Consider the following 26,474-nt stretch of genomic DNA (forward strand, 5'->3'; position numbering starts at 1 on the left):
CGGCTCCTCACATCGACGGCTGTTCGGGCGCCAACCTATCGGGCAGCTGTTCCGGAGCTTCGCCCGCCCTGGAACCATTTCCCGTCGCTTCGCTCGCCCTGATCTTGCGGCGGCGCAGCAGCACGCGGCGCGAACCGTCGGTGTAGAGGCGCACCCGGGTCAGTTCCCACCCGCGATATTCGGCCTCGATCGACAATCGGGTGGATGCCGTCAGCCTGGTCACCTCCGGGGGCAACCGGAGCGGAATCCATTCGTAGTCGTCGGACAAGTCCTCCGCCCACGCTGCCGGCATCCGCCCCCGCTGCATCAGTGGCCGCCCGACCCCGGCCCCGCGGCGGCGTTCGCGATCACCTGGACCCCGGCGCCCGACCCCGACACCACGAACAAGGTGCCGGTGCGATCGTCGAAGGACAGGACGTCGGGCTGCTGCACGGTGCGATATCGGACTTTCTCGACAGGGATACCAGTCGAAAGATCGTAACCAACCACGCTGTTTGTCGCGGTCTGTGAAACCCAGGCGAGTTTCGACGATCCGACGATGCCGTACGGCGCGCCCCGCACCGGCGCCTGCTGGCGAAGCATGAGCGGCGTCGTCCCGAAGACCAGCAGGCCGTCGCCGCGGGTGTCGGCCACCAGCACGCGACCGGCGGGGTCGGCGGCCAGCGTGGTGGCGCCCTCACCGGCGCGCAGCGCCTGGGCGACGTCGGTGCCGTCGGCGTTCACCTCGGTCACGGACGTCTGCCCGCGGTCCAGGACCACGACGGTATTGCCTTGCGCGGCAAGCCCGTCCACGCGGGCGAAGGCCTTCATCCGGGACCGCACGGCGCTGCCGTCGACGATCAGCACCGCGCCGTCGGCCGTCCCCAGCGCCAGTTTCCCGTCGGTCCGCCGGGCGATCGAGGTGAAGTCGGTGCCCGACTGGCCGTCCACCGCGACGGCTTGCACCGCACGCTTGCCGATGTCGAACCGCAGGTAGCCGCCACGGGTGGACAGGAACGCCGTGCCCGCGCCGTCGCCCGTCACACCCGTCGCGGCCGTCGGCAGCACCACCGGCGGAGTGCCGGGGACCGTCACCACCGGACGCCCGGTGCCGTCGGTGCCGAGCACCACGAGCGACGATGTCGCCGCGTCGAAGCTGGCGCCCGTGCCAGGGCCGGGAAGGAGGTGGACGACGCCGTCGGGGGCGGCGGTGACCGCAGGCGATACCGCGGCACGGGCGGGGGAGATGGTGGGCGGCGGCGTCTCGGCCGGATGCGACGAGCAGGCCGCCAACGCGCCGATGGCCAGCGCGGCCGTCGCGAATCTTGTTATGTTCGCCCCATATTCACGCAGCCGACAATTAATGGGATGGTGATCCATTGACACAGGCTGTCTTTCGGTTCGGCGAACGGCGGGGGATCCGTAATTACAAGCTTAGGCAAATATATTGGCGTCAATTATCTGCTTCCGGCGGGTACGTCACGTACCGGAGGGGTATGGTCGGAGGCATGAGCATTGCCACCGACGGCGATCTGGCCAACGGTAATTTTGCTATCGAAGACCTTTCCACAGGTCTGCGGGCCAGCGGGTTTGGCCAAGTTGGCGACGGTCGGAGTTTTTCGTTTCGCCTGGACGACAAGCGCGTGCTGATTGTGGAGATTTACCGCCCGCGTCTGTCCGGGCCGGTGCCGCAGGAAGAGGACGTCGTCGCGGTGTCCTCGCGAAGCCTGGCGCACGTCGACGTGCACGACGAGCGCAGTCTGGCCGCCGCCGTCCGTGACGCCGTCGCCGACGCACAACCGGTGCAGCGCAACCACTAACGCCTGCGTCCGCCGCTCACGGTACGGTCGTCGGCGTGACTGACGTGGCAGCCATGAGCTGGTGGCAGACGATCGTGCTGGCTGTCCTGCAGGGGCTCACCGAATTTCTGCCGGTGTCGTCGTCGGGCCATCTCGCCATCGCCTCCCGCCTCTTCTTCGCCGGGGACGCCGGCGCTTCGTTCACCGCGGTCACCCAGCTGGGGACCGAAGCCGCGGTGCTGATCTATTTCGCCAAGGACATCTGGCGCATCCTCACCGCCTGGTTCGGTGGGCTGACCGACGCCGCCCGCCGCACCGCCGACTACTGGCTGGGTTGGTGGGTCATCATCGGCACCATTCCGATCTGCGTGCTGGGACTGCTCTTCAAAGACCAGATCCGTTCCGGCGCCCGCAATCTCTGGGTCATCGCCACCGCGATGATCGTCTTCTCCGCAGTCATCGCCCTCGCCGAGTACGTCGGCAAGCAGACCCGCGACGTCGAGCAGCTGACGTGGAAGGACAGCGTCATCGTCGGCCTGGCGCAGTGCCTGGCGCTGGTGCCGGGAGTGTCGCGCTCCGGCGCGACGATCAGCGCCGGCCTGTTCCTCGGCATGAACCGTGAGCTGGCGGCGCGCTTCGGCTTCCTGCTCGCCATCCCGGCGGTGCTGGCCTCCGGGCTGTTCTCGCTGCCCGACGCCTTCAAGCCCGTCACCGAAGGCATGAGCGCCACCGGCGCGCAGCTGGCCGTCGCCATCGCGATCGCGTTCGTGGTCGGCTACGCCGCGGTGTCCTGGTTCCTGAAATTCCTGGTGCGGCACAGCATGTACTGGTTCGTCGGCTACCGCGTCGTGCTCGGCGTGACGGTGCTGGCGCTGCTCGGTACCGGGGTGGTGGCCGCACAGTGACACTCGAGGGGACCAGATGACCGTCATCCTGCTGCGGCACGGGCGCTCGACGTCCAACACCGCGCACACCCTGGCCGGCCGGTCCGAGGGCGTCGACCTCGACGACAAGGGCCGCGCCCAGGCCGAGGGGGTCGTCGCCCGAATCGGCGAACTGCCGGTCAAGGCCATCGTCCGGTCGCCGCTGCTGCGCTGCCAGAACACCGTCGCCCCACTGGCCGCGGCGCTCGGTATCGAACCGCGCGTCGACGACCGGCTGACCGAGGTCGACTACGGCGGCTGGACCGGCCGCAAGATCGCCGAACTGGTCAAAGAACCGCTGTGGCCCGTCATCCAGCAGCAGCCCAGCGCAGCGGTGTTCCCGGACGGTGAGGGGCTGGCACAGGTGCAGTCCCGCGCCGTCGCGGCGGTCCGCGAGATCGACCGTGCGCTGGCGCAGGAACACGACGGCGACACGCTGTGGATCGCCTGCACCCACGGCGACGTCATCAAGGCGGTCCTGGCCGACGCTCTCGGCGTCCACCTCGACGGGTTCCAGCGGATCGTCGCCGACCCGGCCTCGATGAGCGTCATCCGCTACACGCCGCACCGGCCGTTCGTCCTGCACGTCAACCACACCGGCACGGATCTCAGCTCGTCGCTGCGCCCGCAGCCCGAGCAGCCCAAATCCGACGAAGCCGGCAAGCCCGACGATGCCGTCCCGACACACGACGCAACCGTCGGCGGCTCGACCGATTAGACCGGTGAACCGGTATTTTGAAAGGTGCCATGGCTCGCGCAATTCACGTCTTCCGATCTCCCGACCGCTTCGTGGCCGGGACCGTTGGGCAGCCTGGTAACCGGACGTTCTACCTGCAGGCCGTGCACGAGCAGCGGGTCGTCTCGGTCATGCTGGAGAAGCAGCAAGTCGCGGTCCTGGCCGAACGCATCTCCGCGCTGCTGGTCGAGATCAACCGCCGGTTCGGTACGCCGATCCCGCCCGACACCGGCGAGGTGACCGACCTCAACCCGCTCGTCATGCCCGTGGACGCCGAATTCCGGGTCGGCACCATGGGTCTCGGCTGGGACTCCGAAGCGCAGACCGTCGTGGTGGAACTGCTGGCCGTCACCGACTCGGAGTTCGACGCCTCCGTCGTGCTCGACGACGCCGAGGAAGGCCCCGACGCCGTGCGGGTGTTCCTGAGTCCGCAGTCGGCCCGCGACTTCGCGAACCGCTCGAACCGGGTGATCTCCGCCGGCCGGCCGCCGTGCCCGCTGTGCGAGGAGCCGCTCGACCCTGAGGGCCATATCTGCGTGCGCACCAACGGATATCGGCGCGGCATGCTGGATGCCGACGGTGATGAGCCGGATGACGCCTCCTGACGCGCAGCAGGTTCTGCAGCGCGGTGCGCTGACGGCGCTCGGGCGCATCAGGTCGGCCAGCAACGCGACGTTCCTGTGCGAGGCCGAGCTCGACGGCGCCCTGCTGCATTGCGTGTACAAGCCGATCTCCGGGGAGGCGCCGCTGTGGGACTTCCCCGATGGCACTTTGGCCGGACGGGAGCTGGCGGCCTACCTGGTGTCTGCCGCCCTGGGCTGGGACCTGGTGCCGCACACCATTATTCGTGACGGACCGGCGGGCCCGGGCATGGTGCAGCGCTGGGTCGACCAGCCCGGCGACGCGCTCAGTGAGACCGAGCCCCCGCCCGGACCGGAACTCGTCGATCTCGTTCCCGCCGGCCGGGTGCCGGCGGGGTACCTGCCGATCCTGCGGGCCTACGACCACAAGGGTGACGAAGTGGTGCTGGTGCACGCCGACGACGCCCGGTTGCACCGGCTCGCGGTGTTCGACGTGCTGATCAACAACGCCGACCGCAAGGGCGGGCACGTGCTGGCCGGCGCCGACGGCCAGGTGTACGGCGTCGACCACGGCGTGAGCCTGCATGCCGAGGACAAGCTGCGGACCGTGCTGTGGGGTTGGGCCGGAAAACCGATCGACGACGACGTGCTTGGTGCGGTCGCCGTATTGCGGGACACCCTGCGCGACGGCCTCGCCGCGACGCTGGCACCGCACCTCACCCGGCACGAGATCGCCGCGTTGCAGGCGAGAGTTGTTGAGCTGCTTGACAATCCGATCATGCCCAGCCCGGATCGGCACCGGCCGATCCCGTGGCCGGCCTTTTGATCGCAGTTTGCACACAGGTAGCGATTTGCGTAGTGATTTCGGCAGCCCTACCGATCGGTAGTGCTCTAGGCTCGTCGGCATGACCGACCACGACAAGGCCGCAGCCCGCCGCGAGATCACCGATGCCCTCCAGAAAGCACTGGACCGCCGGCACGAGGTGCTGGACGTCATCGTCGAAGCCGACAACAAGGCCGCCGCCGTTGATGCCATCGCCACGCTGCTCGGCACCTCGCATGCCGGCGGCGAGCAGGTCATGGCGATGTCCTTCGATCTGCTGACCAAGGACGCCCGCAAGCGCATCGCCGACGAGCTCGAAGACCTGAACAGCCAGCTGTCTTTCACGGTGAAAGACCGCCCCGCCAGCTTCGGGGACAACCTGTCGCTGCGCCCGTTCTCCGGTGCCGACGACCGCGACATCTTCGCCACCCGCACCGCCGATGTCGGTGCTTCCGGTGACGGCTCGGGCCGTGCTGCCGGCGACCTGGACGACGAGATCAAGGCCGCTCTCGGCCGCGTCAACGCCGAGGAAGCGGTGTGGTTCGTCGCCGAGGAAGACGGCGCCAAGGTCGGCATGGTGTTCGGTGAACTGGTCGGCGGCGAGGTCAACGTCCGGATCTGGGTCCACCCGGAATACCGCCACCGTGGCTACGGCACCGCGGCGCTGCGCCGGTCGCGGTCGGAGATGGCGTCGTACTTCCCGGCCGTGCCCATGGTCGTCCGCGCTCCGGGAGCCACCCCGAGTTAGGCTGTGCCGCAACGGAAAAGGGCTCCGGGAATCTCCCGGAGCCCTTTTCGTGCCTGTGGGTGGCTCAGCCGGAGTACGGCTTGGCCTTCACTGGCGGGGAAGCGACAGTGACGGGCTCGACGCTGCTGGGCGTCGTCGGAGTGGCGGTCGCGCCCATGTTGATATCGGCGACCGTCGGCTGGGTGTATTCGCCGGAACTCGAACCGTGACCCGACGAGGCGACGGGCGTGTTGTCCGGCGCAGGTGCGTTGGTCACGCCGAGTACGCCCATCGTCACTGCTGCGGCGATGCCCACGAATCCGAATGTCTTCGCCACCTTCATGACGTCCTCCTTAATGACTACTCGGTAAATAGTTGTTCGAAATGTTATGAGGCCTATTTCGGCAGGACCTGCCAGCAGCCTGCAACGTGCCTGTGAATAGGCGATTTCGGCTGTGACCTTGCCCTCGGCGATACTCATGGGCATGGCGGACAGCGAGCGCAGTGATGTCACGCTGGCCGCCGAGGTCGCGCAGGAGGCAGGGGAGTTCCTGCTGTCGGTCCGCGACCGGCTCGGCTCCCACGATCCGTACACCCTCGGCGCGGCAGGCGACCGGCACGCCAACACGCTGATTCTCGACCGGCTGCGCACGGCGCGCCCCGACGACGCCATCCTGTCGGAGGAGGCCGCCGACGACCTCGTCCGGCTCCGCTCGGACCGGGTGTGGATCGTCGACCCGGTCGACGGCACCCGCGAGTTCGGGCGGGGCCGGCCGGACTGGGCCGTCCACATCGCGCTGTGGCAGCGCGACGGCACCCCGCACGGGTCCATTACCGACGCGGCTGTCGCGCTACCCGCGCACGGCGAGGTGCACCGCACCGACACGGTGACCGGACCGCCGCCGCGTCGTCCCGGCCCCATTCGCGTCGCCACCAGTACCTACCGGCCGCCGGCCATCGTCTGGTGGCTGCGCGATGTGCTCGACATGGAGCTCGTCGGCATCGGCTCGGCTGGCGCCAAGGCCATGGCTGTGGTGCGCGGCGACGTCGACGCCTACGTGCACGCCGGCGGGCAGTGGGAATGGGATTCGGCGGCACCGGCCGGCGTGGTGCAGGCGGCGGGGCTGTTCGCGTCGCGCCTGGACGGCTCGCCGCTGCGGTACAACCGGCCCGATCCGTACCTGCCGGACTTCGTCATGTGCCGCCCGGAGTTCGCCGATTCGTTGCTCGAGGCGGTGCGCCAAGTGTCTCGTGGACCGAGTTGACGCGGTCGATGCGCTGCGCCCCGTCGGGCGTGAGGGCCAGGACGCGATCGGACAGGACGGCAACGAGGCTCATCACCGCAGCGTGGCTGTCGAACGCGCCGGGGGAGACGTTGGGGCATTCGAGCCACCACGTGGAGCGTGGCGCGAGCGCACGCAGTTGGTCATCGGCGAAGAGCGCCAACGGAATTCGCGAGTCGGAAGCCCAGTCGACGAGTTCTCTGGCCCACCGGCCGTGGCGCCGGAACGACATCGCGATGACGAGGTCCCGCTCATCGAAGTCCGCGATGTCCTCGGCGACGGACTGACCCGAACTGGGGGCCAACCAGGTATCGGGCCGGATTTGTGCGAGGTTCAGCCTCAGCACGGTTGCCGCGGCCAGGCTGCTCCGGTAGCCGCAGACGGCGACGCGACGGGAAGTGGCGATCTTCTCTGCGACAGCCTCGACCACCGCCTCATCCAGCAGCGCGTGCATGGCGTGCAGGTTCGCGATGTCCTGCGAGATGATGGCGCTGACGTCGGGCGCGCGCTCGATGGCGACGGGCACACCTGATCGCCGCAGGGCACGCAGGTGCTCACGCATGGCGTCGAAGTTGCTGAATTCCAGGGCGCGCACCAGCCGCGAGAACGTCGCCTTCGAGACGTCGGCCATGGTGGCGAGTTCGCTGGCGCGATAGGTACCGGCATCGCCCGCATGCGCGAGCAGCACATCGGCAGCGCGGCGTTCCTGCGGGCTAAGGGACGCATAGCAATTCGCGATTCTCGCCTCCAGCGAGTCCGGCTCGTCCGCGCGCATCAGCTGCCCCTGTAGGTGGTGTATGCGAACGGGCTGAGCAACAGCGCGACGTGCGTATGGCCCGCTCCGACCGTGACGTGCACGTCGACGGCGGGGTAGAACGTCTCCCGACCGGCACTCGCGAACCAGGCGCCCGTCGCGAAATGCAGTAGGTAGTCACCGGGATTCAGTGGGACGTCCCAACGAATTCGGCCGTCTTCGTCGGTGTGCGCGGTCGCCACCTGCTCGTTCGTTCGGCTCAGGACGACCTCGAGATCCGCGGCGGGTTTCCCGCGGGCGGCGTCGAGCACATGAGTGGACAGGGATGTCTGCGTGGCCGGCGATGTCATGGCGTCACCCTTTCTGCCAGGCGGAGCAGTGCGATCTCACGAAGCTGGCCGATGGCGATGGCGGCTTCCTCCTCGCGGTCGAGTGACAGCCGATACCGCAGGGCGTCATAGATGTCGGCAGCGCTGCGGCCCTTCGCGCGGATGAGGAAGATGCGCCCGAACTTCGCTTCATAGTCCGCGTTGGCCCTGGCCATCGTTGTCGCAAGCTCGTCGGGCATGGCCGGCTGTTCGCCGCGCGAGAGGCCAGACTCGACCGACGTTCCGTCGGCTCGTTCACCGATGCGCGGGTGCTGTGCCAGTGCCTGGTCCAGGTTGTCGACGCTCCAGTCGGCGGCGGCGCGCGCGGCCGTCGACTCGAGTTCACCGATGGTCGCAAAAGGCCGCGCGGCGACAACCGCGCTGAGCCAGGACGCAATATCGGCGCAGGGACGCAGCACCTCTTCGGCTTCCTCAGGCAACGCAGCGTTGAAGGTCTGAAGATCCATGGACTGAATCTAGCGTTGCAGCAAAGATTCGCCCTGACGAGATTGTTACGATCCGTTTACGTCCAGGTCCAGGCCATTCCGGTCGTCCGTGAGGCGGAAACACCGTCACACGGTTGAAACGAAATGGTGACGCCACAACAAAAACTGAAACGTACGTTGCAGCGGTAAGCCGTTCAACGTGCGTCAGGGGAAATCGTGGCAGTGGGTGACATCGTCCTCGGGTCGAATCAGTACGGCAAGGCGGAGAACCGCCTCGTGCGCATCGTCCGGGACACCCCCGTACATCGCATCATCGATCTGAACGTCACCTCGCAGTTGCGGGGCGATTTCAGCGCATGCCACTACGCGGGTGACAACTCGCACGTCGTCGCGACCGACACGCAGAAGAACACCGTGTACGCCTACGCGAAAGAAGTGGGCGTCAAGTCGCCCGAGAATTTCCTGATCGCCCTGGGCCGGCACTTCGTCGGTGATTTCGAGTGGGTCACCGGAGGCCGTTGGGAGGCAGAGGAATACGCGTGGGAGCGAATCATCGTCGACGGCAAGCCGCACGACCACTCGTTTGTGCGGGCCGGCAAGTTCGTCAGGACGACGGTCGTCCAGATGGCCGGCGACACGACGTGGGTGGTGTCCGGCATCAAGGACTGCGTCGTGCTCAAGTCGACCGGATCGGAGTTCCACGGCTTCCCCCGCGACCAATACACCACGCTCGTCGAGACGGACGACCGCATCATGGCCACGTCCATCACCGCCTGGTGGCGCTACCTGAGCACTGACACCGACCTCGACTTCAACGCGCTGCACGAGGCCATCACCGAGGTCGTGCTCGCCACGTTCGCCGGCGTCCACTCACTCGCGTTGCAACAGACGCTGTTCGAGATCGGCAAGGCGATCCTCGAGAAGTTCGACGTGGTCGCCGAAGTGAAGTTGTCATGTCCCAACAAGCACCACTTCGTCGTCGACCTCAGCCCGTTCGGTCTGGAGAACCCGAACGAGGTCTTCTACGCCGCCGACCGGCCGTACGGCTTGATCCAGGCCACCATCACCCGCGAAGGCGCGGATCAGGTGCCGGAGGCGTGGGCCACGATTCCAGGTTTCTGCTGAGCCATGGACCTGCACACCATCAGCCGGTATCGATTCGCGCGAACACGCGACGACCTGCGCCTTGCCGACGGCGAATCTTTCGTCGCCGGGGGGACGTGGACGTTCTCCGAACCGCAGGCCGAGCTCACCGGTGTCGTCGACCTCACGACCATGGACTGGTGCCCCATCGAGCGCACCGGCGACGGACTGCGCATCGCCGCCACCTGCACCATCGCCGAACTCGTGCACTATCCGCGCCGCGCCGAGTGGCCGGCCCAGCAGCTCTTCGGCGACTGCGCCAACGCGCTACTCGCCTCGTTCAAGATCTGGAACATCGCCACTGTCGGAGGCAACATCTGCCGGTCGTTCGCGGCCGCATCGATGGTGTCGCTTGCCGTCGCGCTCGACGGCGTGGCCGAGATCTGGACTCCTGACGGCCAGACCCGATGGGAGCCGGTCGCGGATCTGGTCACCGGCAACGGGACCAACTCGCTGGCGCACGGCGAGGTGCTGCGGGCCTTGCACCTGCCCGAGCGGGCGCTGCGGTCCACGGCGGCACTGCGCACCATCGCGCTGGCAGAGTACGGACGCTCCGGTGCCGTCGTCAGCGGCCGCCGCGACGACGACGGATCGGCGGTCTTCACCGTCACGGCTGCGACGCTCGCGCCCACCGTCTTTCGCTATCCGGAGCTGCCCGACGCCGAAGCTCTCCGGTCCGACGTCCTGGCCGCATCCGGTTACTACACCGACCCACTCGGGTCCGCGGATTGGCGCCGGGCCGTCAGCGCGGTGCTCGCTGTGGACATTCGCTCAGAAATTTCTTCTCGCCTGGAGGTGGGCCATGCCGATTGAGACGGACCGAGCCGACGTCGCGCGCAAGGCCGTGCATCCCGTCGACGAAGTGTTGCCGATTCCCAAGCTCGCGGTTTACGGGATGCAGCACGTGCTGGCGTTCTATGCCGGCGCGGTGCTGGTTCCGATCATCGTCGCCGGCGCCCTGAAGCTGTCGCCCGAGCAGACGATCCACCTCATCAATGCCGACCTGTTCACGTGTGGCATCGCGACGATCATCCAGTCCGTCGGCTTCTGGAAAGTGGGCGTCAAACTCCCGTTGATCCAGGGGGTGACCTTCGCGGCGGTCAGCCCGATGATCGCGATCGGCACAGCCGGCGGCCTGTCAGGCGTTCCCGGTCTGCTGTCGGTGTACGGGTCGGTGATCGTCGCCGGGCTCTTCACCTTCTTCATGGCGCCGTACTTCTCTAAGCTGCTGCGCTTCTTCCCGCCGGTCGTGACCGGATCGGTCATCACGATCATCGGGATCGCGCTCCTGCCCGTCGCGGCCAACGACATCGTCGGTGGCACGACCACCGAGGCGATGAAAACGGATGTGGCGCTGAAGGATCTCGCGTATGCCGCGGGCACGCTGCTGATCATCATCGTGATGCAACGCCTCTTCCGCGGTTTCCTCGCGACGATCGCCGTGCTGGCCGGGCTGGTCCTCGGCACTGCGGTTGCCGCAGTGCTCGGGGATGTCGATTTCAGTGCGGTAGGTACGTCCCACTGGCTCGGCGTGACCACGCCGTTCTATTTCGGCTGGCCCACATTCAGCGCCACCGCGATCATCTCGATGATCGTCGTCATGATCATCACCGCGGTGGAAACCACGGGTGATGTCTTCGCGACCGCCGAGATCGTGGGTAAGCGCGTGGGCGCGGGCGACATTGCCAGAGCACTGCGCGCCGACGGCATGGCGACCACGATCGGCGGCGTCCTCAACTCGTTCCCGTACACGTGCTTCGCGGAGAACGTCGGGCTCGTTCGCTTGACGCAGGTCAAGAGCCGCTGGGTGGTCGCCACCGCGGGGGTCATCATGATCGTGCTGGGCTATCTCCCCAAGGCTGCGGCCGTCGTGGCCGCGATCCCGCATTCGGTGCTCGGCGGGGCGTCGCTGGCGCTGTTCGCCACGGTGGCTGTGGTGGGCATCCAGACCCTGTCGAAGGTCGACTTCAACGACCACCGCAACGCGGTGATCGTCGGCACCGCACTCGGCCTCGGCATGCTCGTCACCGCCCAACCGCTGTTGAAATTCAGTTTTCCCGCGTGGGCCCAGATCATCTGTGGCTCAGGGATCACGCTGGGCGCCCTTGCCGCGATCGTCCTGAACATCGTGTTCTTCCACATCGGGCCGAACCGCGGCCCGATGGTTGCGGGCACGCCACGGACCGGCGAAGTCGGACTCGATGCCGTCAACAAGATGACGCAGGAGGAGTTCGTCAAGACGTTCTCGGTCCTCTATCAGGGCCTCGCCTGGCCGGTCGAGCGCGCGTTCGCGCAACGGCCGTTCGCCGACACCCGCGCACTGCGTGGCGCCGTCCAGACGGCGCTGCTCGCGGCCACCCCCGCCGAGCAGATGGAGTTGATGCAGGCGTATCCGGACCTCGCCCAGACCCAGGAACACAACGTGTCGAAAGTCGATCTGGCCTACCTGGGTCTCGACGGTCTCACCGAGGAGGAAGCCGAGGAATTCAGCGAGCTGTCGGCGGCCTACGAAGCCAAATTCGGCTTCCCCCTCATCATCTGCCTTCGGGATCTGGAAAGGCGCGAGCACATCCTGACCCTCGGCTGGCGGCGCCTGGACAATTCCCCGCAGGTTGAGCACATGGCGGCGCTCAGTGAGATCTCGCGGATCGCGGCGTGGCGATTCGACGACCTGGTGGCCGACGCGAATCCCATTGCCTCTGCCCGACGCCTGCGAATCGCGCGATGACGACCGTCCGGCGGCACCGCGTAATGGCGGGCGTATGAGATTTGATGTCAACGGCACGACCGTCGAAGCCGATGCTCGCCCGGGGCAGTGCTTGCGCACCCTGCTCCGGGAAACCGGGCACCTCGACGTCAAGCGAGGATGCGACGCCGGCGACTGCGGAGCGTGTGCGGTCATCCTCGACGGCGTGCCGGTGCACTCCTGCATTTTCCCCGCCGCCCGGGCCGGCGGCCGCGCCGTCACCACGGTTGCCGGGCTCGCCGACGGCGACGAGCTGCATCCGGTGCAGCGCGCGTTCTGCGATAACTTCGCCTTTCAGTGCGGCTTCTGCACCGCCGGAATGATCGTCACCGCGTCCACCCTGAAGCCGGACGACCTCGGTGATCTCGACCGCCGGATGAAGGGCAACCTGTGTCGTTGCACGGGTTACCGTCCGATTCGCGAAGCGATCCATGCGGCCGTCACGGGCAGTGGCGACGGCGTGGCCGTTGCGGGTCCGGCCATCGGACAGTCATTGCGGCCGCCCGCCGGCCGACGCATCGTCACCGGGTGCGAGCCCTTCACCTTCGACATCGACGTGCCCGGGCTGCTGCATCTCGCGGTGCTGCGGTCACCTCATGCGCACGCCCGCATCCTGGCGATCGATACCGCGGCCGCCGAGCAGGTGCCCGGTGTCGAAGTGATCCTCACGCACCGCAACGTCGAGACGCCGCGCTTTTCCACTGCGCGCCACGAGATCCGGACCGACGACCCGGACGACACCCTCGTGTTCGACCCGGTTGTCCGTTTCATCGGTCAACGGGTTGCGGCGGTGGTCGCCGACACGCCTGCGGCCGCGCAGGACGCGGCACGGCGCATCGTGGTCGAGTACGAGCTGCTGCCCGCGGTGTTCGATCCGGAGGCCGCGAGGTCGGCGGGCGCGCCGCTGTTGCATCCGGACCGGACGCTCGAGGATGGCGTCGCCGACGCGTCGCGCAACGTGATCGCGGCGATGCACGACGGTTTCGGCGGCGACATCGACGAGGCCCTGGCGAACGCGGATGTCACGGTCGGCGGTACGTGGCGGACCGCGCGGGTTACGCACGCGCAGCTGGAGGCCCACGGCACCATCGGCTGGTTGGACGACGACGGCCGGCTCACCCTGCGCACCAGCTCACAGGTTCCGTTTCTGGTTCGCAAGGAACTCTCTTACCTGCTCGGTCTGCCCGAGGACCGGCTGCGCGTGTACACCGCGCGTGTCGGAGGCGGTTTCGGCGGCAAGCAGGAGATGTTCACCGAAGACCTCGTCGCGGTCGCCGTGTTGCGTACCGGGCGGCCGGTCGCGTACGAGATGTCGCGGACCGATGAGCTCACCGCGACCGCCTATCGCCATCCCATGCGTGTCGACGTGACCCTCGGCGCCCGCTCCGACGGCACGTTGACGGCGATGAAGCTGGCCGTGCTGAGCGACGGCGGCGCCTACGGAAACCACTCGCCGGGCGTCATGTTCCACGGCTGCGCGGAGTCGATTTCGGTCTATCGATGCCCCGTCAAGCGGGTCGACGCCGAGGCCGTCTACACCAACAACCCGCCGTCGGGCGCGTTCCGCGGGTATGGGCTCGGTCAGGTGATCTTCGCCATCGAGAGCGCACTCGATGAGCTGGCGCTGCAGCTGGGCATCGACCCGTTCACCATTCGTCGCACGAACATGGTGCGCGAAGGCGACGACTTGTTGATCGCGCATCCCGAACCCGAACCAGACCTGGTCTACGGCAGCTACGGGCTCGACCAGTGCCTCGACCTCGTCGAGCGGGCCCTGGCCGGTGTCGACGGCGAGAGTGCCCCGGCGGGAGCTCAGTGGCGGACAGGGGAGGGCATCGCATTGTCGGCGATCGCCACCATGGCTCCGCGGGGCCATTTCTCCTCGGTCAACGTTCGGCTCACCCCGAGCGGCGGCTACGAGGTCGGCATCGGGACCGTGGAATTCGGCAACGGAACCTCGACGGTCCACACGCAGATCGCCGCCACCGCGCTGGCCACCACACCGGAGCGGATCACGCTGCGCAACGGCGATACCGATGCCGCCGACTACGACACGGGGGCCTTCGCCTCGGCGGGGACCACGGTCGCGGGCAAGGCGTTGTACGCCGCGGCGTCGAGCATGCGAGAGCTGATCCTGGACACGGCCTTTCAGCTGACCGGCGAAGTCGGCGTGCTGGGCGAACACGGGGTGCAGACCTCGAGCGGGTTGGTGCGATTCGGCGACATCATCGCGGCCGCGCCGGCGCAGTATCGGGTGGGCGACGGCATCCAGACGACGGGTGCCGAAACGGGTGACCTGCGTTCGATCGCGTTCAACGTGCAGGGATTCCGGGTCGCGGTCGATACCGAGACCGGGACGGTCAAGATTCTGCAGTCGGTGCACGCCGCCGACGCGGGCACCGTCGTCAATCCGGCGCAATGCCGGGGGCAGGTCGAAGGCGGCGTCGCCCAGGGCATCGGATCGGCGCTCTACGAAGAGATCATGATCGACGAATCGGGCCGGGTATCGACGCCCACATTCCGCCTGTACCGGGTGCCCCAGATGGCCGACATTCCGGAGACGACCGTGCTGTTCGCCGAGACCGCCGACGACCTCGGTCCGTACGGCGCGAAATCGATGAGCGAATCCCCGTACAACCCCGTGGCGCCCGCCCTGGCCAACGCGATTCGTCGCGCCCTCGGTGTGCGTCCATACGAACTCCCCATGTCGAGGGACCGGGTCTGGCGGCTGGCGCAGGAAGGAACACCACAATGAACGCTTTCACGGGTACCGATCCGAAGTGGCTCGGCGTCGCGATCGACCTGGCAACGGCCAATGTCGAAGCCGGCGGCGGGCCGTTCGGTGCGGTGGTTGTCGGCGCCGGCGAGCTGGTCTCCACCGGCCAGAACCGGGTGACGCAGAACCTCGATCCGACCGCACACGCCGAGGTCATGGCGATCCGGGCCGCTTGCGAGCGGGTCGGGAACTTCAGCCTTGCGGGGCACACGCTCTACTCGTCGTGCGAACCCTGCCCGCTGTGCCTGTCCGCGGCCTTATGGGCCCGGGTCGATCGCATCGTGTTCGCGGCGGACCGCCATGACGCGGCCGTCGGCGGATTCGACGACCGGGCTTTCTACGAACTGTTCGACAAGCCGCGGGCGCACTGGGATGTCCCCGTCCAGCAGCACCGCCTGGACCGGTCATTCCTGCCGTTCGAGACGTGGATCGGCAACAGCAACCGGGTTCAGTACTGACCATGGACGTCATCGAGGATCTGTTGGCCCGCACCCGGCTCGGTGAGTCGGTGGCGCTGTGCACGGTGGTCGCGGCCGGTGGATCCACGCCGCGCGGCCCGGGTACGTCGATGCTCGTGACGGGCGACGGCTGCGTCGTCGGCTCCATCAGCGGTGGTTGCGTGGAGAGCGCGGTGTACGAGCTGGCGCTGGAGGTGCTGGCCTCGGGCGAACCGAGGCTCGTCAGCTACGGCGCCGGTCAGGAGTCGGTGTTCGCTGTCGGTCTGTTGTGCGGTGGAACCATCGACGTCTTCGTCGAGCGCGTCGGCCCGTCGAACGTCGCGGAGCTCGAGTTCGCGGCAAAGGTCGCCGACCGGGGCCAGACTGCTGTGCTGGCCACGCTCGTCAGCTCTACTGGGCCGGCTCCGCCGCGCAGCGGTGCCCACCTGGTGATCGCCGATCGGTCGGTGAAGGGCAGCCTCGGCGTCGGCTCGCTGGACGACGCCGTGGTGCGCGCCGCGGACGCGTTGACCAGCAGTCAGACGCTGACCGGCCCCGACGGCGACGTCGTCTTCGCGCGCGTACTGACGCCCAAACCGCGGATGATCGTCTTCGGCGCGACCGACTTCGTCGCCGCTGTCGCGCATGCGGCCGCATTCACCGGTTACCGCGTGACGGTGTGCGATGCGCGAGCGGTGTTCGCCACGAAAGACCGGTTCCCGATGGCCGACGACGTTGTCGTGGACTGGCCCGATCGCTACCTCAGACAACAGGTCGATGCCGGGCTGATCGATGCCCGCACCGCGATCTGCGTCCTGACGCACGACGACCGCTTCGACGTGCCGCTACTCGAGGTGGCCCTGGCGGTGCCCGAGATCGGTTTCGTCGGCGCGATGGGCTCGCGCAGAACCCATGACGACCGGGTGGCACGGCTGCGCGAGCGGGGGATCGACGACAGTCAACTGGCCCGGCTGTCCTCTCCGATCGGACTGGATCTGGGCGGCCGAACTCCCGAGGAGATCGCGATCGCGATCATGGCGGAGATCATCAGCCGGCGTGAAGGCGGCACAGGCCTTCCGCTGCGTGACCGCGACGGCGATGTTCATCAGCGGGCCGGTGTGTCCGTGTCTGCACCCGTCGCCAGGTCCTCGCAGGGAACATGAAGCACGCCAACGCTGTTCAGGTATTCCTGAGCGCCGCGGTCGCCGCGAGCACTCGCACTGACCCGGTCCCAGTGACTGCGGCCGATCACGACGGGATGCCCGGGCGTGCCGGAGTAGGTCGCCCTGGCGAGCCGGTCGCGATCTGCCAGAGCACACAAGCGCGCGACGACGGCCGGCCCGACATCCGGCAGATCCACGAGATGAATCAGCGCGGCCTCACCATCGATCGCCGCGAGTCCCGCGCGCAGCGATGCCGCGATGCCTTCCTCCCAATCCGTCGCCACGATGGTCGTCGCCGTGTCGGGCACGAGCGCCGCGGCGCGTTCGTGTTCGGCGCCGAGAACGACGGCGACAGAGGCGCAGCCACCCGAGAACAACACGTCGACGGCGCGTTCAATTGCCCCGGGTACCAAGGCTTTCGGCATGCCGAACCGGCGGCCCGCGCCCGCGGCCAACAACAGCCCGGCGACTCGGGGTTGATCAGGCGGCCTCACCGTGCGGACGATACCGGCCCAGGCGTAACCATCCGCTCCGAAAACCACCGATGAGGAGTATTCACATGGAGCTCGTCCCGAGACTGCTCGACGTGATCGAGTCCGACATCCTTCCGTTGACCGCGCAGGGCGTTGCCGCGGGCAACAAGGTCTTCGGGGCTGCGCTGCTGCGCAAATCGGATCTGTCGTTGGTGCTGGCGGGGACCAACGCGGAAACGCGTAATCCGCTTTTTCACGGCGAGATCAGCACGCTCAACCAGTTCTACGAGATCGCAGACCGCCCGGCGACGCGTGACCTGCTGTTCCTGAGCACGCACGAGCCCTGCACCCTGTGCATGTCGGCGATCACCTGGGCCGGTTTCGACAACTACTACTACCTGTTCAGCCACGAGGATTCGCGCGACAGCTTCGCGATTCCGCATGATCTGCGAATCCTGAAAGAGCTGTTCGGGCTGGATCCGGGCGGCTATCGACGAACCAACGCGTTCTGGACCGCTCACGGGATTCGCGATCTTGCCGACGAAGAGCCGGAACCGCGCCGCGGCGACCTGCACGATCGCATCGCGCGGATTGCACGGCGGTATCAAGAACTCTCGGAGCAGTATCAGGAGTCGAAGCCGGGCAGCGGCATTCCACTGAGTTGACGACGGCTAAAGTCGACGTCATGCGATCGTGGCTGGCGCCCAGTGTCCCGAACCTGCCGGGCCGCGGCCCCGAACTCCGGCTCTATGACACCGCTGACCGTCAGGTCCGGCCGGTCTCGGCCGGTCCGAAGGCCACCATGTACGTCTGTGGCATCACGCCGTACGACGCCACGCACCTCGGCCACGCCGCCACCTACCTGACCTTCGACCTGGTGCACCGGTACTGGCTCGACGCCGGCCACGACGTCCAGTTCGTGGAGAACGTCACCGACGTCGACGATCCGCTGTTCGAGCGGGCCGCGCGTGACGGCATCGACTGGCGCGCCCTCGGCGACCGTGAGACCGAGCTCTTCCGCCAGGACATGACGGCGCTGCGGGTGCTGCCGCCGCACGACTACGTCGGCGCTGTCGAGTCGATCGCCGAGGTCGTCGAGCTCGTCGAGAAGCTGCTGGCCTCGGGCGCGGCGTACGTGATCGACGACTCCGAATACCCCGACGTCTACTTCCGGGCCGACGCCACCGCCCAGTTCGGCTACGAGTCCGGTTACGACCGCGACACCATGCTGACGTTGTTCGGCGAGCGCGGCGGCGATCCCGACCGTGCCGGCAAGGCCAGTCCGTTGGACGCCCTGCTGTGGCGGGTGCAGCGGCCGGGCGAGCCGAGCTGGCCGTCGCCGTTCGGCGCGGGCCGCCCGGGCTGGCACATCGAGTGCGCCGCCATCGCGCTGAACCGCATCGGCCCCGGTCTCGACATCCAGGGCGGCGGCAGCGACCTCACTTTCCCGCACCATGAGTTCTCGGCCGCACACGCCGAATCGGTAACGGGGGAGCGGCGTTTCGCCCGCCACTACGTGCACGGCGGGATGATCGGCTGGGACGGCCACAAGATGAGCAAGAGTCGCGGCAACCTGGTGCTGGTGTCGCAGCTGCGGGCCGAGGGTGTCGACCCGGGCGCCATTCGACTGGGTCTGATGGCCGGGCACTACCGCGCCGACCGCTTCTGGAGCCCCGAGGTTCTCAGCACCGCTCAGGTGCGGTTGCAGCGCTGGCGCGCGGCCACCGCGCTGCCCGCCGGACCCGATGCCACCGATCTCCTCGCCCGGGTCCGCCGGTACCTGGCCGACGATCTCGACACCCCGAAAGTCCTTGCCGCCCTTGATGGCTGGTCGACCGACGCGCTCGAGTACGGGGGTCACGACCCCGCGTCGCCGCGGTTGGTGGCCTCGGCCGTCGACGCGCTGCTCGGGGTGACCCTCTAGTCACTTCGGCGTGAGAGTACTTTTTGCCACCATGGGTTCTGTGTACGGAAAAGTCGTCTTCATCACCGGTGGTGCTGCGGGGGTCGGGGCCGAGGTGGCCCGCCGGTTGCACCGCAAGGGCGCCAAGCTGGTGCTGACCGACGTCGACGCGGCGGCGCTGGACGCCACCGCCGCGACGCTCGGTGACGACGTCCTGACGGTGGTCGCCGACGTCCGCGACCTGTCGTCCATGCAGGCCGCGGCCGATGCGGCCGTAGATTGCTTCGGTGGCATCGACGTGGTGATGGCGAACGCCGGTATCGCGACCTACGGCTCGGTGCTGCAGGTCGATCCCGAGGCCTTCAAGCGGCTGCTCGACATCAACGTCCTCGGGGTGTTCCACACCGTGCGCGCCACGCTGCCGTCGGTCATCGACCGCCGCGGCTACGTCCTGATCGTGTCGTCGCTGGCCGCGTACACCGCGGCACCGGGCCTGGCGCCCTACAACGCTTCCAAGGCCGCCGTCGAGCATTTCGCCAACGCGCTGCGCCTGGAGGTCGGCTACCGCGGTGTCGACGTCGGCTCGGCGCACATGTCCTGGATCGACACCGCCATGGTCCGCGACACCAAGTCCGACCTGTCGACGTTCGCCGAGATGCTGACGAAGCTGCCGTGGCCCATCAGCAAGACCACGTCGGTCGACAAGTGCGGCGAGGCCTTCGTCGCCGGTATCGAGGGGCGCAAGACGCGCGTGAACTGCCCCGGCTGGGTCGGCGCGCTGCGCTGGCTGCGGCCGCTGCTGGCGACGCGCATCGGTGAGGTGCCGGTGGCCAAGTTCGTGCCGGATCTGCTGCCCCGCATGGACGCCGAGGTGGTCGCCCTGGGCCGCTCGTCCAGCGCGCACACCGAGCAGCTCGACAAGGGATGACGGTGCGGGTCGGTCTGGCGCGGTTGGGTCTCGTCGCACTGCTGCTGGCGGCGACCGGGTGTTCCGGCCACGATTCGTCGAGCCCCTCCACCCCGCAGCCACCCACTCCGGAGCAGGTGCGGGCCATCGCGAAATCCGCGTACACGTACGGGTTTCCGATGGTCGACAACTACCGGGTCCAGTACTCGTACTTCGCCGACAAGGCCGGTCCCGAATACAAGGGCGCCTGGAATCAGATCCACAACGTCGCACGCGTCTTCACCCCCGAGGACAAAGCGATCCAGACGCCAAACTCGGACACCCCGTACTCGTTCCTGGGTGCCGATCTGCGGGCCGAGCCCCTGGTACTCAGCGTGCCGGAGGTCGAGCCGGGCCGTTACTACTCGCTGCAGTTCGTCGACGGCTACACCTACAACATCGCGTACGTCGGCAGCCGCGCGACCGGCAATGGCGCGGGCAATTACCTTCTGGCGGGGCCGAATTGGCACGGCGCGACACCGCCGGGCATCGAACGGGTCATCCGCAGCTCGACCGACCTGGCCTTCGTCCTGTACCGCACCCAGCTGTTCGGACCGACGGACATCGAGAACGTCAAGAAGATTCAGGCCGGTTATCAGGTGACGCCGCTGTCGGCGTTCCTGAAGCAGCCGCCTGCACCGCCGGCGCCGCCCGTCGACTTCGTCGCCCCGCTGTCGGCGCAGGACGAGCGCACCTCACCGAAGTTCTTCGAAATCCTCAACTTCGCAATGAAGTTCGCGCCGGCGCAGCCCGCAGAGGAGGTCATGCGCCAGCGCTTCGCAGCCATCGGGATCGGTCCCGACGGCTCGTTCCGCGCGGACCAGCTGACGCCCGAGAACCGCAAGGCCGTGACGGACGGAATGGCGGATGCCTGGGCGGCCTTCGAGACCTTCAAGAAGGACAAGTTCGACACCGGCGAGGTGACGTCGGCCCAATTGTTCGGCACCGCAACTGATCTCAGGGGCAACTACCTGTACCGCATGGCCGGCGCGGTGCTCGGCATCTACGGCAACACGGCGGCCGAGGCGATCTACCCGGGCGCGTCGAACGACAGCGCTGGAGCGCCGCTGACCGGCGCCAACAACTACACGCTGCGGTTCGCCCCGGGGCAGCTGCCGCCGGTCAACGCCTTCTGGTCGGTGACCATGTACGAGATGCCGCAGAGCCTGTTGGTGGCCAACCCCATCAACCGCTACCTGATCAACTCGGCGATGCTGCCCGCCCTGATCAAAGACCCCGACGGCGGCATCACGCTGAACGTGCAGAACAAGTCGCCCGGACCGGCCCGCGAAGCCAACTGGCTGCCCGCCCCGACCGGCCCGTTCGTCATCGCCATGCGGCTGTACTGGCCCAAACCCGAAGCGCTCGACGGCACTTGGAAGGCCCCCAAGCCCGTCCGCGCCTAGTCATTCCCGCGAGCCGGCCTAAGGGACACCTCCCGCGAGCGGCCGTGTTTGTACGCGACACACCGGTGTTCGCGTACAAAACGGGGCCGCTCGGCGACGTCGAGGGTGCGAGTTCGGCACCGGGCCAGCGGCGTGTCGGGCGCAGACACGCACGCTCGCGGTTACCGGGCTAACGCCCTCTGCGCTTCAGGTACCGCTCGAACTCCGCGGCCAGCGCGTCGCCGTCGATCTTGCCGAGCGCTTCGTTCATGTCGACCTCGGCGTCGCCGCGTTCCTCGAGGGACTGCACGTACTCGGCGATCTCCTCGTCGTCGGCCGTCATCTCGGTGACCGACTGCTCCCACTCCTCGGCCTGCGCCGGCAGGTCGCCGAGGGGCACCTCGACGTCCAGGGCGTCCTCGACCCGACGCAGCAGGGCGACGGTGGCCTTGGGACACGGCGGCTGCGACACGTAGTGGGGAACCGCCGCCCAGAACGTGACGGCCGGGATACCGGCCTGCACACAGGCGTCCTGGAAGACCCCGGCGATGCCGGTCGGTCCCTCGTAGCGGGTCTCTTCGAGCCCGAAGAACTTGGCCGAATCAGCCGAGTACGCCGCGCCGGACACCGGCACCGGGCGGGTGTGCGGGGTGTCGGCGAGCAGCGCACCGAGGATGACGACGGTCTGCACGTTCAGCTTGTCCAGGATCGCCAGCAGCTCGGCACAGAAGGTGCGCCAGCGCATGTTCGGTTCGACGCCGTGCATCAGCACCACATCACGATCCGAACCCGGCGGGCGGCAGTGGGAGATGCTCATCGACGGCCACACCAGCTCGCGCGTGACGCCGTCGACCTGGCGGATCACGGGGCGATTCACCTGGTAGTCGTAGTAGCTCTCATCGTCGATGTCGACGATGGTCCGCGCCTCCCACATGGCATCGAGGTGCTCGAGGGCGTCACTGGCGGCGTCTCCGGCGTCGTTCCACCCCTCGAACGCCGCGACGACGACGGCGTCGTGCAGTTCGGGCAGGTCAAGTCCCTGTGGCAAGGGCCGGTCGGACGGGCTCACAACGCCAGCGTAAGCCCTTATCGGCACCCGCGAGTGCTACCCCCGGGCGGGTCGGGCCGGCAAACCGGTTTGGCGGCTCCACCTACCATGGTGATGTGACTGCACTGGACAAACGACTGTCCAACGTGGGCGTCCGAACGTCTGTCGGCTGACGACGTAGACTCTTTGGCGTCGAGAGGCGTTGCAACGGATCCGGGTTTTCCGGTGTCCGCCACGCTCGGCAGAGTTAAGGACGCCTTCCGCAATGGAAGGAACGCATGTGACTGCCGCCCCGGTGAAAACCTTCGTGCCGAACATCCGCCCGGACTGCACCGCCGAACTCACGGCTGCGCTGGGTCAGCGGATCATGGTCATCGACGGCGCGATGGGCACGGCGATCCAGCGTGACCGCCCCGATGAGGCCGGCTACCGCGGCGAGCGGTTCAAGGACTGGCCGAGCGATCTGGTCGGCAACAACGACCTGCTCACGCTGACGCAGCCGCAGATCATCGAGGGCATCCACCGCGAGTACCTCGAGGCGGGCGCCGACATCCTCGAGACCAACACGTTCAACGCGAACGCGGTCTCGCTCGCCGACTACGGCATGGAGGAGTTCGCCTACGAGCTGAACTACGCCGGCGCCGCCCTGGCCCGTCAGGCCGCCGACGAGTTCAGTACCCCGGAGAAGCCGCGCTACGTCGCCGGCGCCCTGGGCCCGACGACGCGGACCGCGTCGATCTCGCCCGACGTCAACGACCCCGGCGCGCGCAACGTCTCCTACGACCAGCTGGTCGCGGCCTACCTCGAAGCGGCGAACGGCCTCGTCGACGGCGGCGCCGACATTCTCATCATCGAGACGATCTTCGACTCGCTGAACGCCAAGGCCGCGGTGTTCGCCATCGAGACGCTGTTCGAGGAGCGCGGCCGCCGTTGGCCGTTGATCATCTCGGGCACCATCACCGACGCGTCCGGCCGCACCCTGTCCGGTCAGGTCACCGAGGCGTTCTGGAATGCGATCCGGCATGCCAAGCCGCTGGCGGTCGGCCTCAACTGCGCCCTCGGCGCGCCCGAGATGCGCCCGTACATCGCCGAGGTGGCGCGTATCGCGGACACCTTCGTCTCCTGCTACCCGAATGCGGGTCTGCCCAACGCCTTTGGCGAGTACGACGAGTCCCCGGAGCGTCAGGCCGGCTACATCGAGGAGTTCGCCGAGGCCGGTCTGGTGAACCTGGTCGGCGGCTGCTGCGGCACCGCGCCGCCGCACATCGCCGAGATCGCCAAGGTTGTCGAGGGCAAGGCGCCTCGCGAGTTGCCGGAGATCCCGGTGGCCACCCGCCTGTCGGGGCTGGAGCCGCTCAACATCACCAAGGACTCGCTGTTCGTGAATATCGGTGAGCGCACCAACATCACCGGTTCGGCCAGGTTCCGCAATCTGATCAAGGCCGAGGACTACGACACCGCGCTGTCGGTCGCGCTGCAGCAGGTCGAGGTCGGTGCGCAGGTCATCGACATCAACATGGACGAGGGCATGATCGACGGCGTCGCCGCGATGGACCGCTTCACCAAGTTGATCGCGGCCGAGCCCGACATCAGCCGCGTGCCGGTGATGATCGACTCCTCCAAGTTCGAGGTCATCGAAGCCGGCCTGAAGAACGTGCAGGGCAAGCCGATCGTCAACTCGATCTCCCTGAAGGAGGGCGAGGAGAAGTTCATCCGGGAGGCGCGGCTGTGCCGTAAGTACGGCGCCGCCGTCGTCGTAATGGCCTTCGACGAGCAGGGGCAGGCCGACAACCTGGAGCGCCGCAAGGAGATTTGTGGACGCGCGTACCGGATTCTGACCGAGGAGGTCGGCTTCCCGGCCGAGGACATCATCTTCGACCCGAACTGCTTCGCGCTGGCGACCGGCATCGAGGAGCACGCGACCTACGGCATCGACTTCATCGAGGCGTGCGCCTGGATCAAGGAGAACCTGCCCGGCGTCCACATCTCGGGCGGCATCTCGAACGTGTCGTTCTCGTTCCGCGGCAACAACCCGGTCCGCGAGGCGATCCACGCCGTGTTCCTGTTCCACGCCATCAAGGCGGGCCTGGACATGGGCATCGTCAACGCCGGCGCGCTGGTGCCGTACGACGAGATCGACCCCGAGCTGCGGGACCGCATCGAGGACGTCGTACTGAACCGGCGCGAGGACGCGGCCGAGCGACTGCTCGAGATCGCCGAGCGGTTCAACACCAAGGGCAAGGAAGAGGATCCGGTCGCGGCGCAGTGGCGCAGCCTGCCGGTCCGCGAGCGCATCACGCACGCCCTGGTGAAGGGCATCGACGCCCACGTCGACGCCGACACCGAGGAGCTGCGCGCCGAGATCGCCGCCGCCGGCGGGCGGCCCATCGAGGTGATCGAGGGTCCGCTGATGGACGGCATGAACGTCGTCGGTGACCTCTTCGGTGCGGGCAAGATGTTCCTGCCCCAGGTCGTGAAATCGGCCCGCGTGATGAAGAAGGCCGTGGCCTACCTGCTGCCGTTCATCGAGGCGGAGAAGGCCGAGAACGGGACGGCTGACAGCAAGGACACCAACGGCACCATCGTGATGGCGACCGTGAAGGGCGACGTCCACGACATCGGCAAGAACATCGTCGGGGTCGTCCTGCAGTGCAACAACTTCGAGGTTATCGACCTCGGTGTGATGGTGCCGGCCCAGAAGATCCTGGACGCCGCCAAGGAGCACAACGCCGACATCATCGGGCTGTCCGGCCTGATCACGCCGTCACTCGACGAGATGGTGAACTTCGCCGTCGAGATGGAACGTGAAGGCCTGGAGATTCCGCTGCTGATCGGTGGCGCGACGACCTCGCGCGCTCATACGGCCGTGAAGATTTCGCCGCGCCGCAGCGGCCCGGTGGTCTGGGTCAAGGACGCGTCGCGGTCGGTGCCGGTGGCGGCCGCGCTGCTCGACGACAAGCAGCGTCCGGCCCTGATGGAGGCCACCGAGAAGGACTACGCGGCCCTTCGCGAACGGCACTCGCAGAAGAACGAGCGGCCGATGCTGACGCTCGAGAAGGCGCGCGCCAACCGCACGCCGATCGAGTGGGACGGCTACACGCCGCCGGTGCCGGCCCAGGGCGTCGGCGTTCGCGAGTTCCTCGACTACGACCTGGCCGAGCTCCGCGAGTACATCGACTGGCAGCCGTTCTTCAACGCCTGGGAGATGAAGGGCAAGTTCCCCGACATCCTCAACAACCCGGCGTCGGGTGAGGCCGCCCGCAAGCTGTACGACGACGCCCAGGAGATGCTCGACACCCTGATCAAGGAGAAGTGGCTGCGCGCCAACGGCGTGATCGGTTTCTTCCCGGCCAACGCCGTCGGCGACGACATCGAGGTCTACACCGACGAAACCCGCACCGAGGTGCTCACCACGCTGCACAACCTGCGTCAGCAGGGCGAGCACCGCGACGGCATCCCGAACAAGTCGCTGGGTGACTTCATCGCGCCCAAAGACACGGGTCTGGCCGACTACGTCGGCGCCTTCGCGGTCACTGCCGGGTTGGGTAGCGCCGACAAGATCTCCGAATTCAAAGCGGCGCTCGACGACTACAGCGCCATCCTGCTGGAATCGGTCGCCGACCGCCTTGCCGAGGCGTTCGCCGAGCGGATGCACCAGCGCGTGCGCGAGGAGTTCTGGGGATACCGGCCCGACGAGCAGCTCGACAACGAGGCGCTCATCGGGGAGAAGTACGTCGGCATCCGCCCGGCGCCGGGCTATCCGGCCTGCCCCGAGCACACCGAGAAGACGACGCTGTTCTCCATGATGGACGTCACCGAGCGGACCGGCATCGAGCTGACCGAGTCGATGGCGATGTGGCCCGGCGCCGCCGTCAGCGGCTGGTACTTCTCGCACCCGCAGTCGCAGTATTTCGTGGTCGGCCGCTTGGCCCAGGACCAGGTCGCCGATTACGCGCGGCGCAAGGGCTGGACCTTGAAGGAAGCCGAGCGCTGGCTCGCGCCCAACCTCGGCTACAACCCGGAGGACTGAGGTAG

General features: G+C 67.7%; 26 protein-coding genes. 18 read left to right on the top strand and 8 right to left on the bottom strand.

The window, feature by feature from the left end; translation table 11 throughout:
- Window positions 1–7: 7 nt before the first annotated feature.
- Both H289_RS31355 and H289_RS0125355 read right to left on the bottom strand, forming a co-directional pair.
- Window positions 8–307 (bottom strand): DUF5703 family protein, encoded by a 300-nt coding sequence (locus tag H289_RS31355; RefSeq protein ID WP_051128595.1) that lies wholly within the window; start codon window positions 305–307, stop codon window positions 8–10.
- Window positions 307–1,359, bottom strand: coding sequence for a YncE family protein (locus H289_RS0125355; RefSeq protein WP_051128596.1), 1,053 nt, complete (start codon window positions 1,357–1,359; stop codon window positions 307–309). Before H289_RS0125355 ends, H289_RS31355 begins: the two co-directional genes overlap by 1 nt.
- Window positions 1,360–1,487: 128 nt before the next feature.
- Here H289_RS0125355 and H289_RS0125360 point away from each other — a divergent pair, with 128 nt between their 5' ends.
- From H289_RS0125360 to H289_RS0125385, 6 genes are all read left to right on the top strand, one after another.
- Complete coding sequence (locus H289_RS0125360) at window positions 1,488–1,799, top strand: hypothetical protein (RefSeq protein WP_029105734.1); 312 nt, start codon at window positions 1,488–1,490, stop codon at window positions 1,797–1,799.
- Window positions 1,800–1,852: 53 nt separating this feature from the next.
- Window positions 1,853–2,683: an undecaprenyl-diphosphate phosphatase gene (locus H289_RS0125365; RefSeq protein WP_020103659.1), complete on the top strand. Its 831-nt coding sequence runs from the start codon at window positions 1,853–1,855 to the stop codon at window positions 2,681–2,683.
- Between the two features lie 16 nt (window positions 2,684–2,699).
- Entirely contained in the window at window positions 2,700–3,419 is a 720-nt protein-coding gene (locus H289_RS0125370) for a histidine phosphatase family protein (protein ID WP_020103660.1), read from the top strand.
- 29 nt (window positions 3,420–3,448) lie between these two features.
- Window positions 3,449–4,042: a DUF3090 domain-containing protein gene (locus H289_RS0125375; RefSeq protein WP_020103661.1), complete on the top strand. Its 594-nt coding sequence runs from the start codon at window positions 3,449–3,451 to the stop codon at window positions 4,040–4,042.
- Window positions 4,029–4,844, top strand: a complete 816-nt coding sequence (locus H289_RS0125380) for an SCO1664 family protein (RefSeq protein WP_020103662.1) — start codon at window positions 4,029–4,031, stop codon at window positions 4,842–4,844. Before H289_RS0125375 ends, H289_RS0125380 begins: the two co-directional genes overlap by 14 nt.
- Before the next feature lie 79 nt (window positions 4,845–4,923).
- Entirely contained in the window at window positions 4,924–5,589 is a 666-nt protein-coding gene (locus H289_RS0125385) for a GNAT family N-acetyltransferase (RefSeq protein ID WP_020103663.1), read from the top strand.
- Between the two features lie 64 nt (window positions 5,590–5,653).
- Here H289_RS0125385 and H289_RS0125390 read toward each other — a convergent pair whose 3' ends face one another.
- The gene (locus tag H289_RS0125390; protein ID WP_020103664.1) at window positions 5,654–5,911 is read right to left on the bottom strand and encodes a hypothetical protein; all 258 of its coding nucleotides are present in this window, start codon (window positions 5,909–5,911) and stop codon (window positions 5,654–5,656) included.
- A 136-nt stretch (window positions 5,912–6,047) separates the two neighbouring features.
- Here H289_RS0125390 and H289_RS0125395 point away from each other — a divergent pair, with 136 nt between their 5' ends.
- Window positions 6,048–6,833, top strand: coding sequence for a 3'(2'),5'-bisphosphate nucleotidase CysQ (locus H289_RS0125395; RefSeq protein ID WP_020103665.1), 786 nt, complete (start codon window positions 6,048–6,050; stop codon window positions 6,831–6,833).
- Here the strand turns inward: H289_RS0125395 and H289_RS31360 are convergent.
- The 3 genes from H289_RS31360 to uraD (H289_RS0125410) are packed head-to-tail and all read right to left on the bottom strand — an operon-like array spanning window position 6,763 to window position 8,440.
- Window positions 6,763–7,626: a MurR/RpiR family transcriptional regulator gene (locus H289_RS31360; protein ID WP_051128597.1), complete on the bottom strand. Its 864-nt coding sequence runs from the start codon at window positions 7,624–7,626 to the stop codon at window positions 6,763–6,765. The genes H289_RS0125395 and H289_RS31360 overlap by 71 nt on opposite strands.
- Window positions 7,626–7,955, bottom strand: a complete 330-nt coding sequence (gene uraH, locus H289_RS0125405; protein ID WP_020103667.1) for a hydroxyisourate hydrolase — start codon at window positions 7,953–7,955, stop codon at window positions 7,626–7,628. The genes H289_RS31360 and uraH overlap by 1 nt, the downstream gene beginning before the upstream one ends.
- Window positions 7,952–8,440, bottom strand: coding sequence for a 2-oxo-4-hydroxy-4-carboxy-5-ureidoimidazoline decarboxylase (uraD, locus tag H289_RS0125410; protein ID WP_020103668.1), 489 nt, complete (start codon window positions 8,438–8,440; stop codon window positions 7,952–7,954). Before uraD (H289_RS0125410) ends, uraH begins: the two co-directional genes overlap by 4 nt.
- Before the next feature lie 201 nt (window positions 8,441–8,641).
- On the opposite strand from uraD (H289_RS0125410), the gene pucL reads away from it, so the two are divergent.
- From pucL to H289_RS31365, 6 genes are read left to right on the top strand one after another with little or no spacing between them, the layout of a single operon-like run.
- Window positions 8,642–9,544 carry a factor-independent urate hydroxylase gene (gene pucL / locus H289_RS0125415; protein WP_020103669.1) on the top strand — a complete coding sequence of 301 codons (903 nt, stop codon included), beginning with the start codon at window positions 8,642–8,644 and terminating at the stop codon, window positions 9,542–9,544.
- A gap of 3 nt (window positions 9,545–9,547) precedes the next feature.
- On the top strand, window positions 9,548–10,375 hold the full coding sequence (locus H289_RS0125420; RefSeq protein ID WP_020103670.1) for an FAD binding domain-containing protein: 828 nt from the start codon (window positions 9,548–9,550) through the stop codon (window positions 10,373–10,375).
- Window positions 10,365–12,290, top strand: a complete 1,926-nt coding sequence (uraD, locus tag H289_RS0125425; RefSeq protein WP_020103671.1) for a 2-oxo-4-hydroxy-4-carboxy-5-ureidoimidazoline decarboxylase — start codon at window positions 10,365–10,367, stop codon at window positions 12,288–12,290. Before H289_RS0125420 ends, uraD (H289_RS0125425) begins: the two co-directional genes overlap by 11 nt.
- Window positions 12,291–12,324: 34 nt before the next feature.
- Window positions 12,325–15,063 carry a molybdopterin-dependent oxidoreductase gene (locus tag H289_RS0125430; RefSeq protein ID WP_020103672.1) on the top strand — a complete coding sequence of 913 codons (2,739 nt, stop codon included), beginning with the start codon at window positions 12,325–12,327 and terminating at the stop codon, window positions 15,061–15,063.
- Complete coding sequence (locus tag H289_RS0125435; protein WP_020103673.1) at window positions 15,060–15,542, top strand: nucleoside deaminase; 483 nt, start codon at window positions 15,060–15,062, stop codon at window positions 15,540–15,542. The genes H289_RS0125430 and H289_RS0125435 overlap by 4 nt, the downstream gene beginning before the upstream one ends.
- 2 nt (window positions 15,543–15,544) lie before the next feature.
- On the top strand, window positions 15,545–16,684 hold the full coding sequence (locus H289_RS31365; protein ID WP_020103674.1) for an XdhC family protein: 1,140 nt from the start codon (window positions 15,545–15,547) through the stop codon (window positions 16,682–16,684).
- Here the strand turns inward: H289_RS31365 and H289_RS0125445 are convergent.
- Window positions 16,627–17,178: a nucleotidyltransferase family protein gene (locus H289_RS0125445; RefSeq protein ID WP_036421488.1), complete on the bottom strand. Its 552-nt coding sequence runs from the start codon at window positions 17,176–17,178 to the stop codon at window positions 16,627–16,629. The genes H289_RS31365 and H289_RS0125445 overlap by 58 nt on opposite strands.
- 116 nt (window positions 17,179–17,294) lie before the next feature.
- Here H289_RS0125445 and H289_RS0125450 point away from each other — a divergent pair, with 116 nt between their 5' ends.
- From H289_RS0125450 to H289_RS0125465, 4 genes are read left to right on the top strand one after another with little or no spacing between them, the layout of a single operon-like run.
- Window positions 17,295–17,822 carry a tRNA-specific adenosine deaminase gene (locus tag H289_RS0125450; RefSeq protein WP_231388124.1) on the top strand — a complete coding sequence of 176 codons (528 nt, stop codon included), beginning with the start codon at window positions 17,295–17,297 and terminating at the stop codon, window positions 17,820–17,822.
- Window positions 17,823–17,842: 20 nt separating this feature from the next.
- Entirely contained in the window at window positions 17,843–19,081 is a 1,239-nt protein-coding gene (mshC, locus tag H289_RS0125455) for a cysteine--1-D-myo-inosityl 2-amino-2-deoxy-alpha-D-glucopyranoside ligase (protein ID WP_020103677.1), read from the top strand.
- A 31-nt stretch (window positions 19,082–19,112) separates the two neighbouring features.
- Complete coding sequence (locus tag H289_RS0125460) at window positions 19,113–19,988, top strand: SDR family oxidoreductase (protein WP_020103678.1); 876 nt, start codon at window positions 19,113–19,115, stop codon at window positions 19,986–19,988.
- Window positions 19,985–21,412: a DUF1254 domain-containing protein gene (locus tag H289_RS0125465; RefSeq protein WP_020103679.1), complete on the top strand. Its 1,428-nt coding sequence runs from the start codon at window positions 19,985–19,987 to the stop codon at window positions 21,410–21,412. Before H289_RS0125460 ends, H289_RS0125465 begins: the two co-directional genes overlap by 4 nt.
- 169 nt (window positions 21,413–21,581) lie before the next feature.
- Here H289_RS0125465 and H289_RS0125470 read toward each other — a convergent pair whose 3' ends face one another.
- Window positions 21,582–22,439: a PAC2 family protein gene (locus tag H289_RS0125470; RefSeq protein WP_155899670.1), complete on the bottom strand. Its 858-nt coding sequence runs from the start codon at window positions 22,437–22,439 to the stop codon at window positions 21,582–21,584.
- 265 nt (window positions 22,440–22,704) lie between these two features.
- Between H289_RS0125470 and metH the strand changes: the two genes are divergently transcribed.
- Entirely contained in the window at window positions 22,705–26,469 is a 3,765-nt protein-coding gene (gene metH, locus H289_RS0125475) for a methionine synthase (RefSeq protein WP_020103681.1), read from the top strand.
- Window positions 26,470–26,474 lie beyond the last annotated feature (5 nt).

It is taken from the genome of Mycobacterium sp. 360MFTsu5.1, assembly GCF_000383495.1.
Classification (GTDB): Bacteria; Actinomycetota; Actinomycetes; order Mycobacteriales; family Mycobacteriaceae; genus Mycobacterium; species Mycobacterium mucogenicum_B.

Excerpts from the sequence above, each read along its gene's own strand:
- H289_RS0125465 (WP_020103679.1), top strand. The coding sequence starts at position 19,985 with ATGACGGTGCGGGTCGGTCTGGCGCGGTTGGGTCTCGTCGCACTGCTG.
- uraD (WP_020103668.1), bottom strand. The coding sequence starts at position 8,440 with ATGGATCTTCAGACCTTCAACGCTGCGTTGCCTGAGGAAGCCGAAGAG.
- H289_RS0125360 (WP_029105734.1), top strand. The coding sequence starts at position 1,488 with ATGAGCATTGCCACCGACGGCGATCTGGCCAACGGTAATTTTGCTATC.
- H289_RS0125380 (WP_020103662.1), top strand. The coding sequence starts at position 4,029 with ATGACGCCTCCTGACGCGCAGCAGGTTCTGCAGCGCGGTGCGCTGACG.
- H289_RS0125355 (WP_051128596.1), bottom strand. The coding sequence starts at position 1,359 with ATGGATCACCATCCCATTAATTGTCGGCTGCGTGAATATGGGGCGAAC.
- mshC (WP_020103677.1), top strand. The coding sequence starts at position 17,843 with ATGCGATCGTGGCTGGCGCCCAGTGTCCCGAACCTGCCGGGCCGCGGC.
- H289_RS0125390 (WP_020103664.1), bottom strand. The coding sequence starts at position 5,911 with ATGAAGGTGGCGAAGACATTCGGATTCGTGGGCATCGCCGCAGCAGTG.
- H289_RS0125460 (WP_020103678.1), top strand. The coding sequence starts at position 19,113 with ATGGGTTCTGTGTACGGAAAAGTCGTCTTCATCACCGGTGGTGCTGCG.
- H289_RS0125420 (WP_020103670.1), top strand. The coding sequence starts at position 9,548 with ATGGACCTGCACACCATCAGCCGGTATCGATTCGCGCGAACACGCGAC.
- H289_RS0125430 (WP_020103672.1), top strand. The coding sequence starts at position 12,325 with ATGAGATTTGATGTCAACGGCACGACCGTCGAAGCCGATGCTCGCCCG.
- uraD (WP_020103671.1), top strand. The coding sequence starts at position 10,365 with ATGCCGATTGAGACGGACCGAGCCGACGTCGCGCGCAAGGCCGTGCAT.
- H289_RS0125435 (WP_020103673.1), top strand. The coding sequence starts at position 15,060 with ATGAACGCTTTCACGGGTACCGATCCGAAGTGGCTCGGCGTCGCGATC.
- uraH (WP_020103667.1), bottom strand. The coding sequence starts at position 7,955 with ATGACATCGCCGGCCACGCAGACATCCCTGTCCACTCATGTGCTCGAC.
- H289_RS0125395 (WP_020103665.1), top strand. The coding sequence starts at position 6,048 with ATGGGCATGGCGGACAGCGAGCGCAGTGATGTCACGCTGGCCGCCGAG.
- H289_RS0125370 (WP_020103660.1), top strand. The coding sequence starts at position 2,700 with ATGACCGTCATCCTGCTGCGGCACGGGCGCTCGACGTCCAACACCGCG.
- H289_RS0125365 (WP_020103659.1), top strand. The coding sequence starts at position 1,853 with ATGAGCTGGTGGCAGACGATCGTGCTGGCTGTCCTGCAGGGGCTCACC.
- H289_RS31360 (WP_051128597.1), bottom strand. The coding sequence starts at position 7,626 with ATGCGCGCGGACGAGCCGGACTCGCTGGAGGCGAGAATCGCGAATTGC.
- H289_RS0125375 (WP_020103661.1), top strand. The coding sequence starts at position 3,449 with ATGGCTCGCGCAATTCACGTCTTCCGATCTCCCGACCGCTTCGTGGCC.
- H289_RS31365 (WP_020103674.1), top strand. The coding sequence starts at position 15,545 with ATGGACGTCATCGAGGATCTGTTGGCCCGCACCCGGCTCGGTGAGTCG.
- H289_RS0125385 (WP_020103663.1), top strand. The coding sequence starts at position 4,924 with ATGACCGACCACGACAAGGCCGCAGCCCGCCGCGAGATCACCGATGCC.
- metH (WP_020103681.1), top strand. The coding sequence starts at position 22,705 with ATGGAAGGAACGCATGTGACTGCCGCCCCGGTGAAAACCTTCGTGCCG.
- H289_RS31355 (WP_051128595.1), bottom strand. The coding sequence starts at position 307 with ATGCAGCGGGGGCGGATGCCGGCAGCGTGGGCGGAGGACTTGTCCGAC.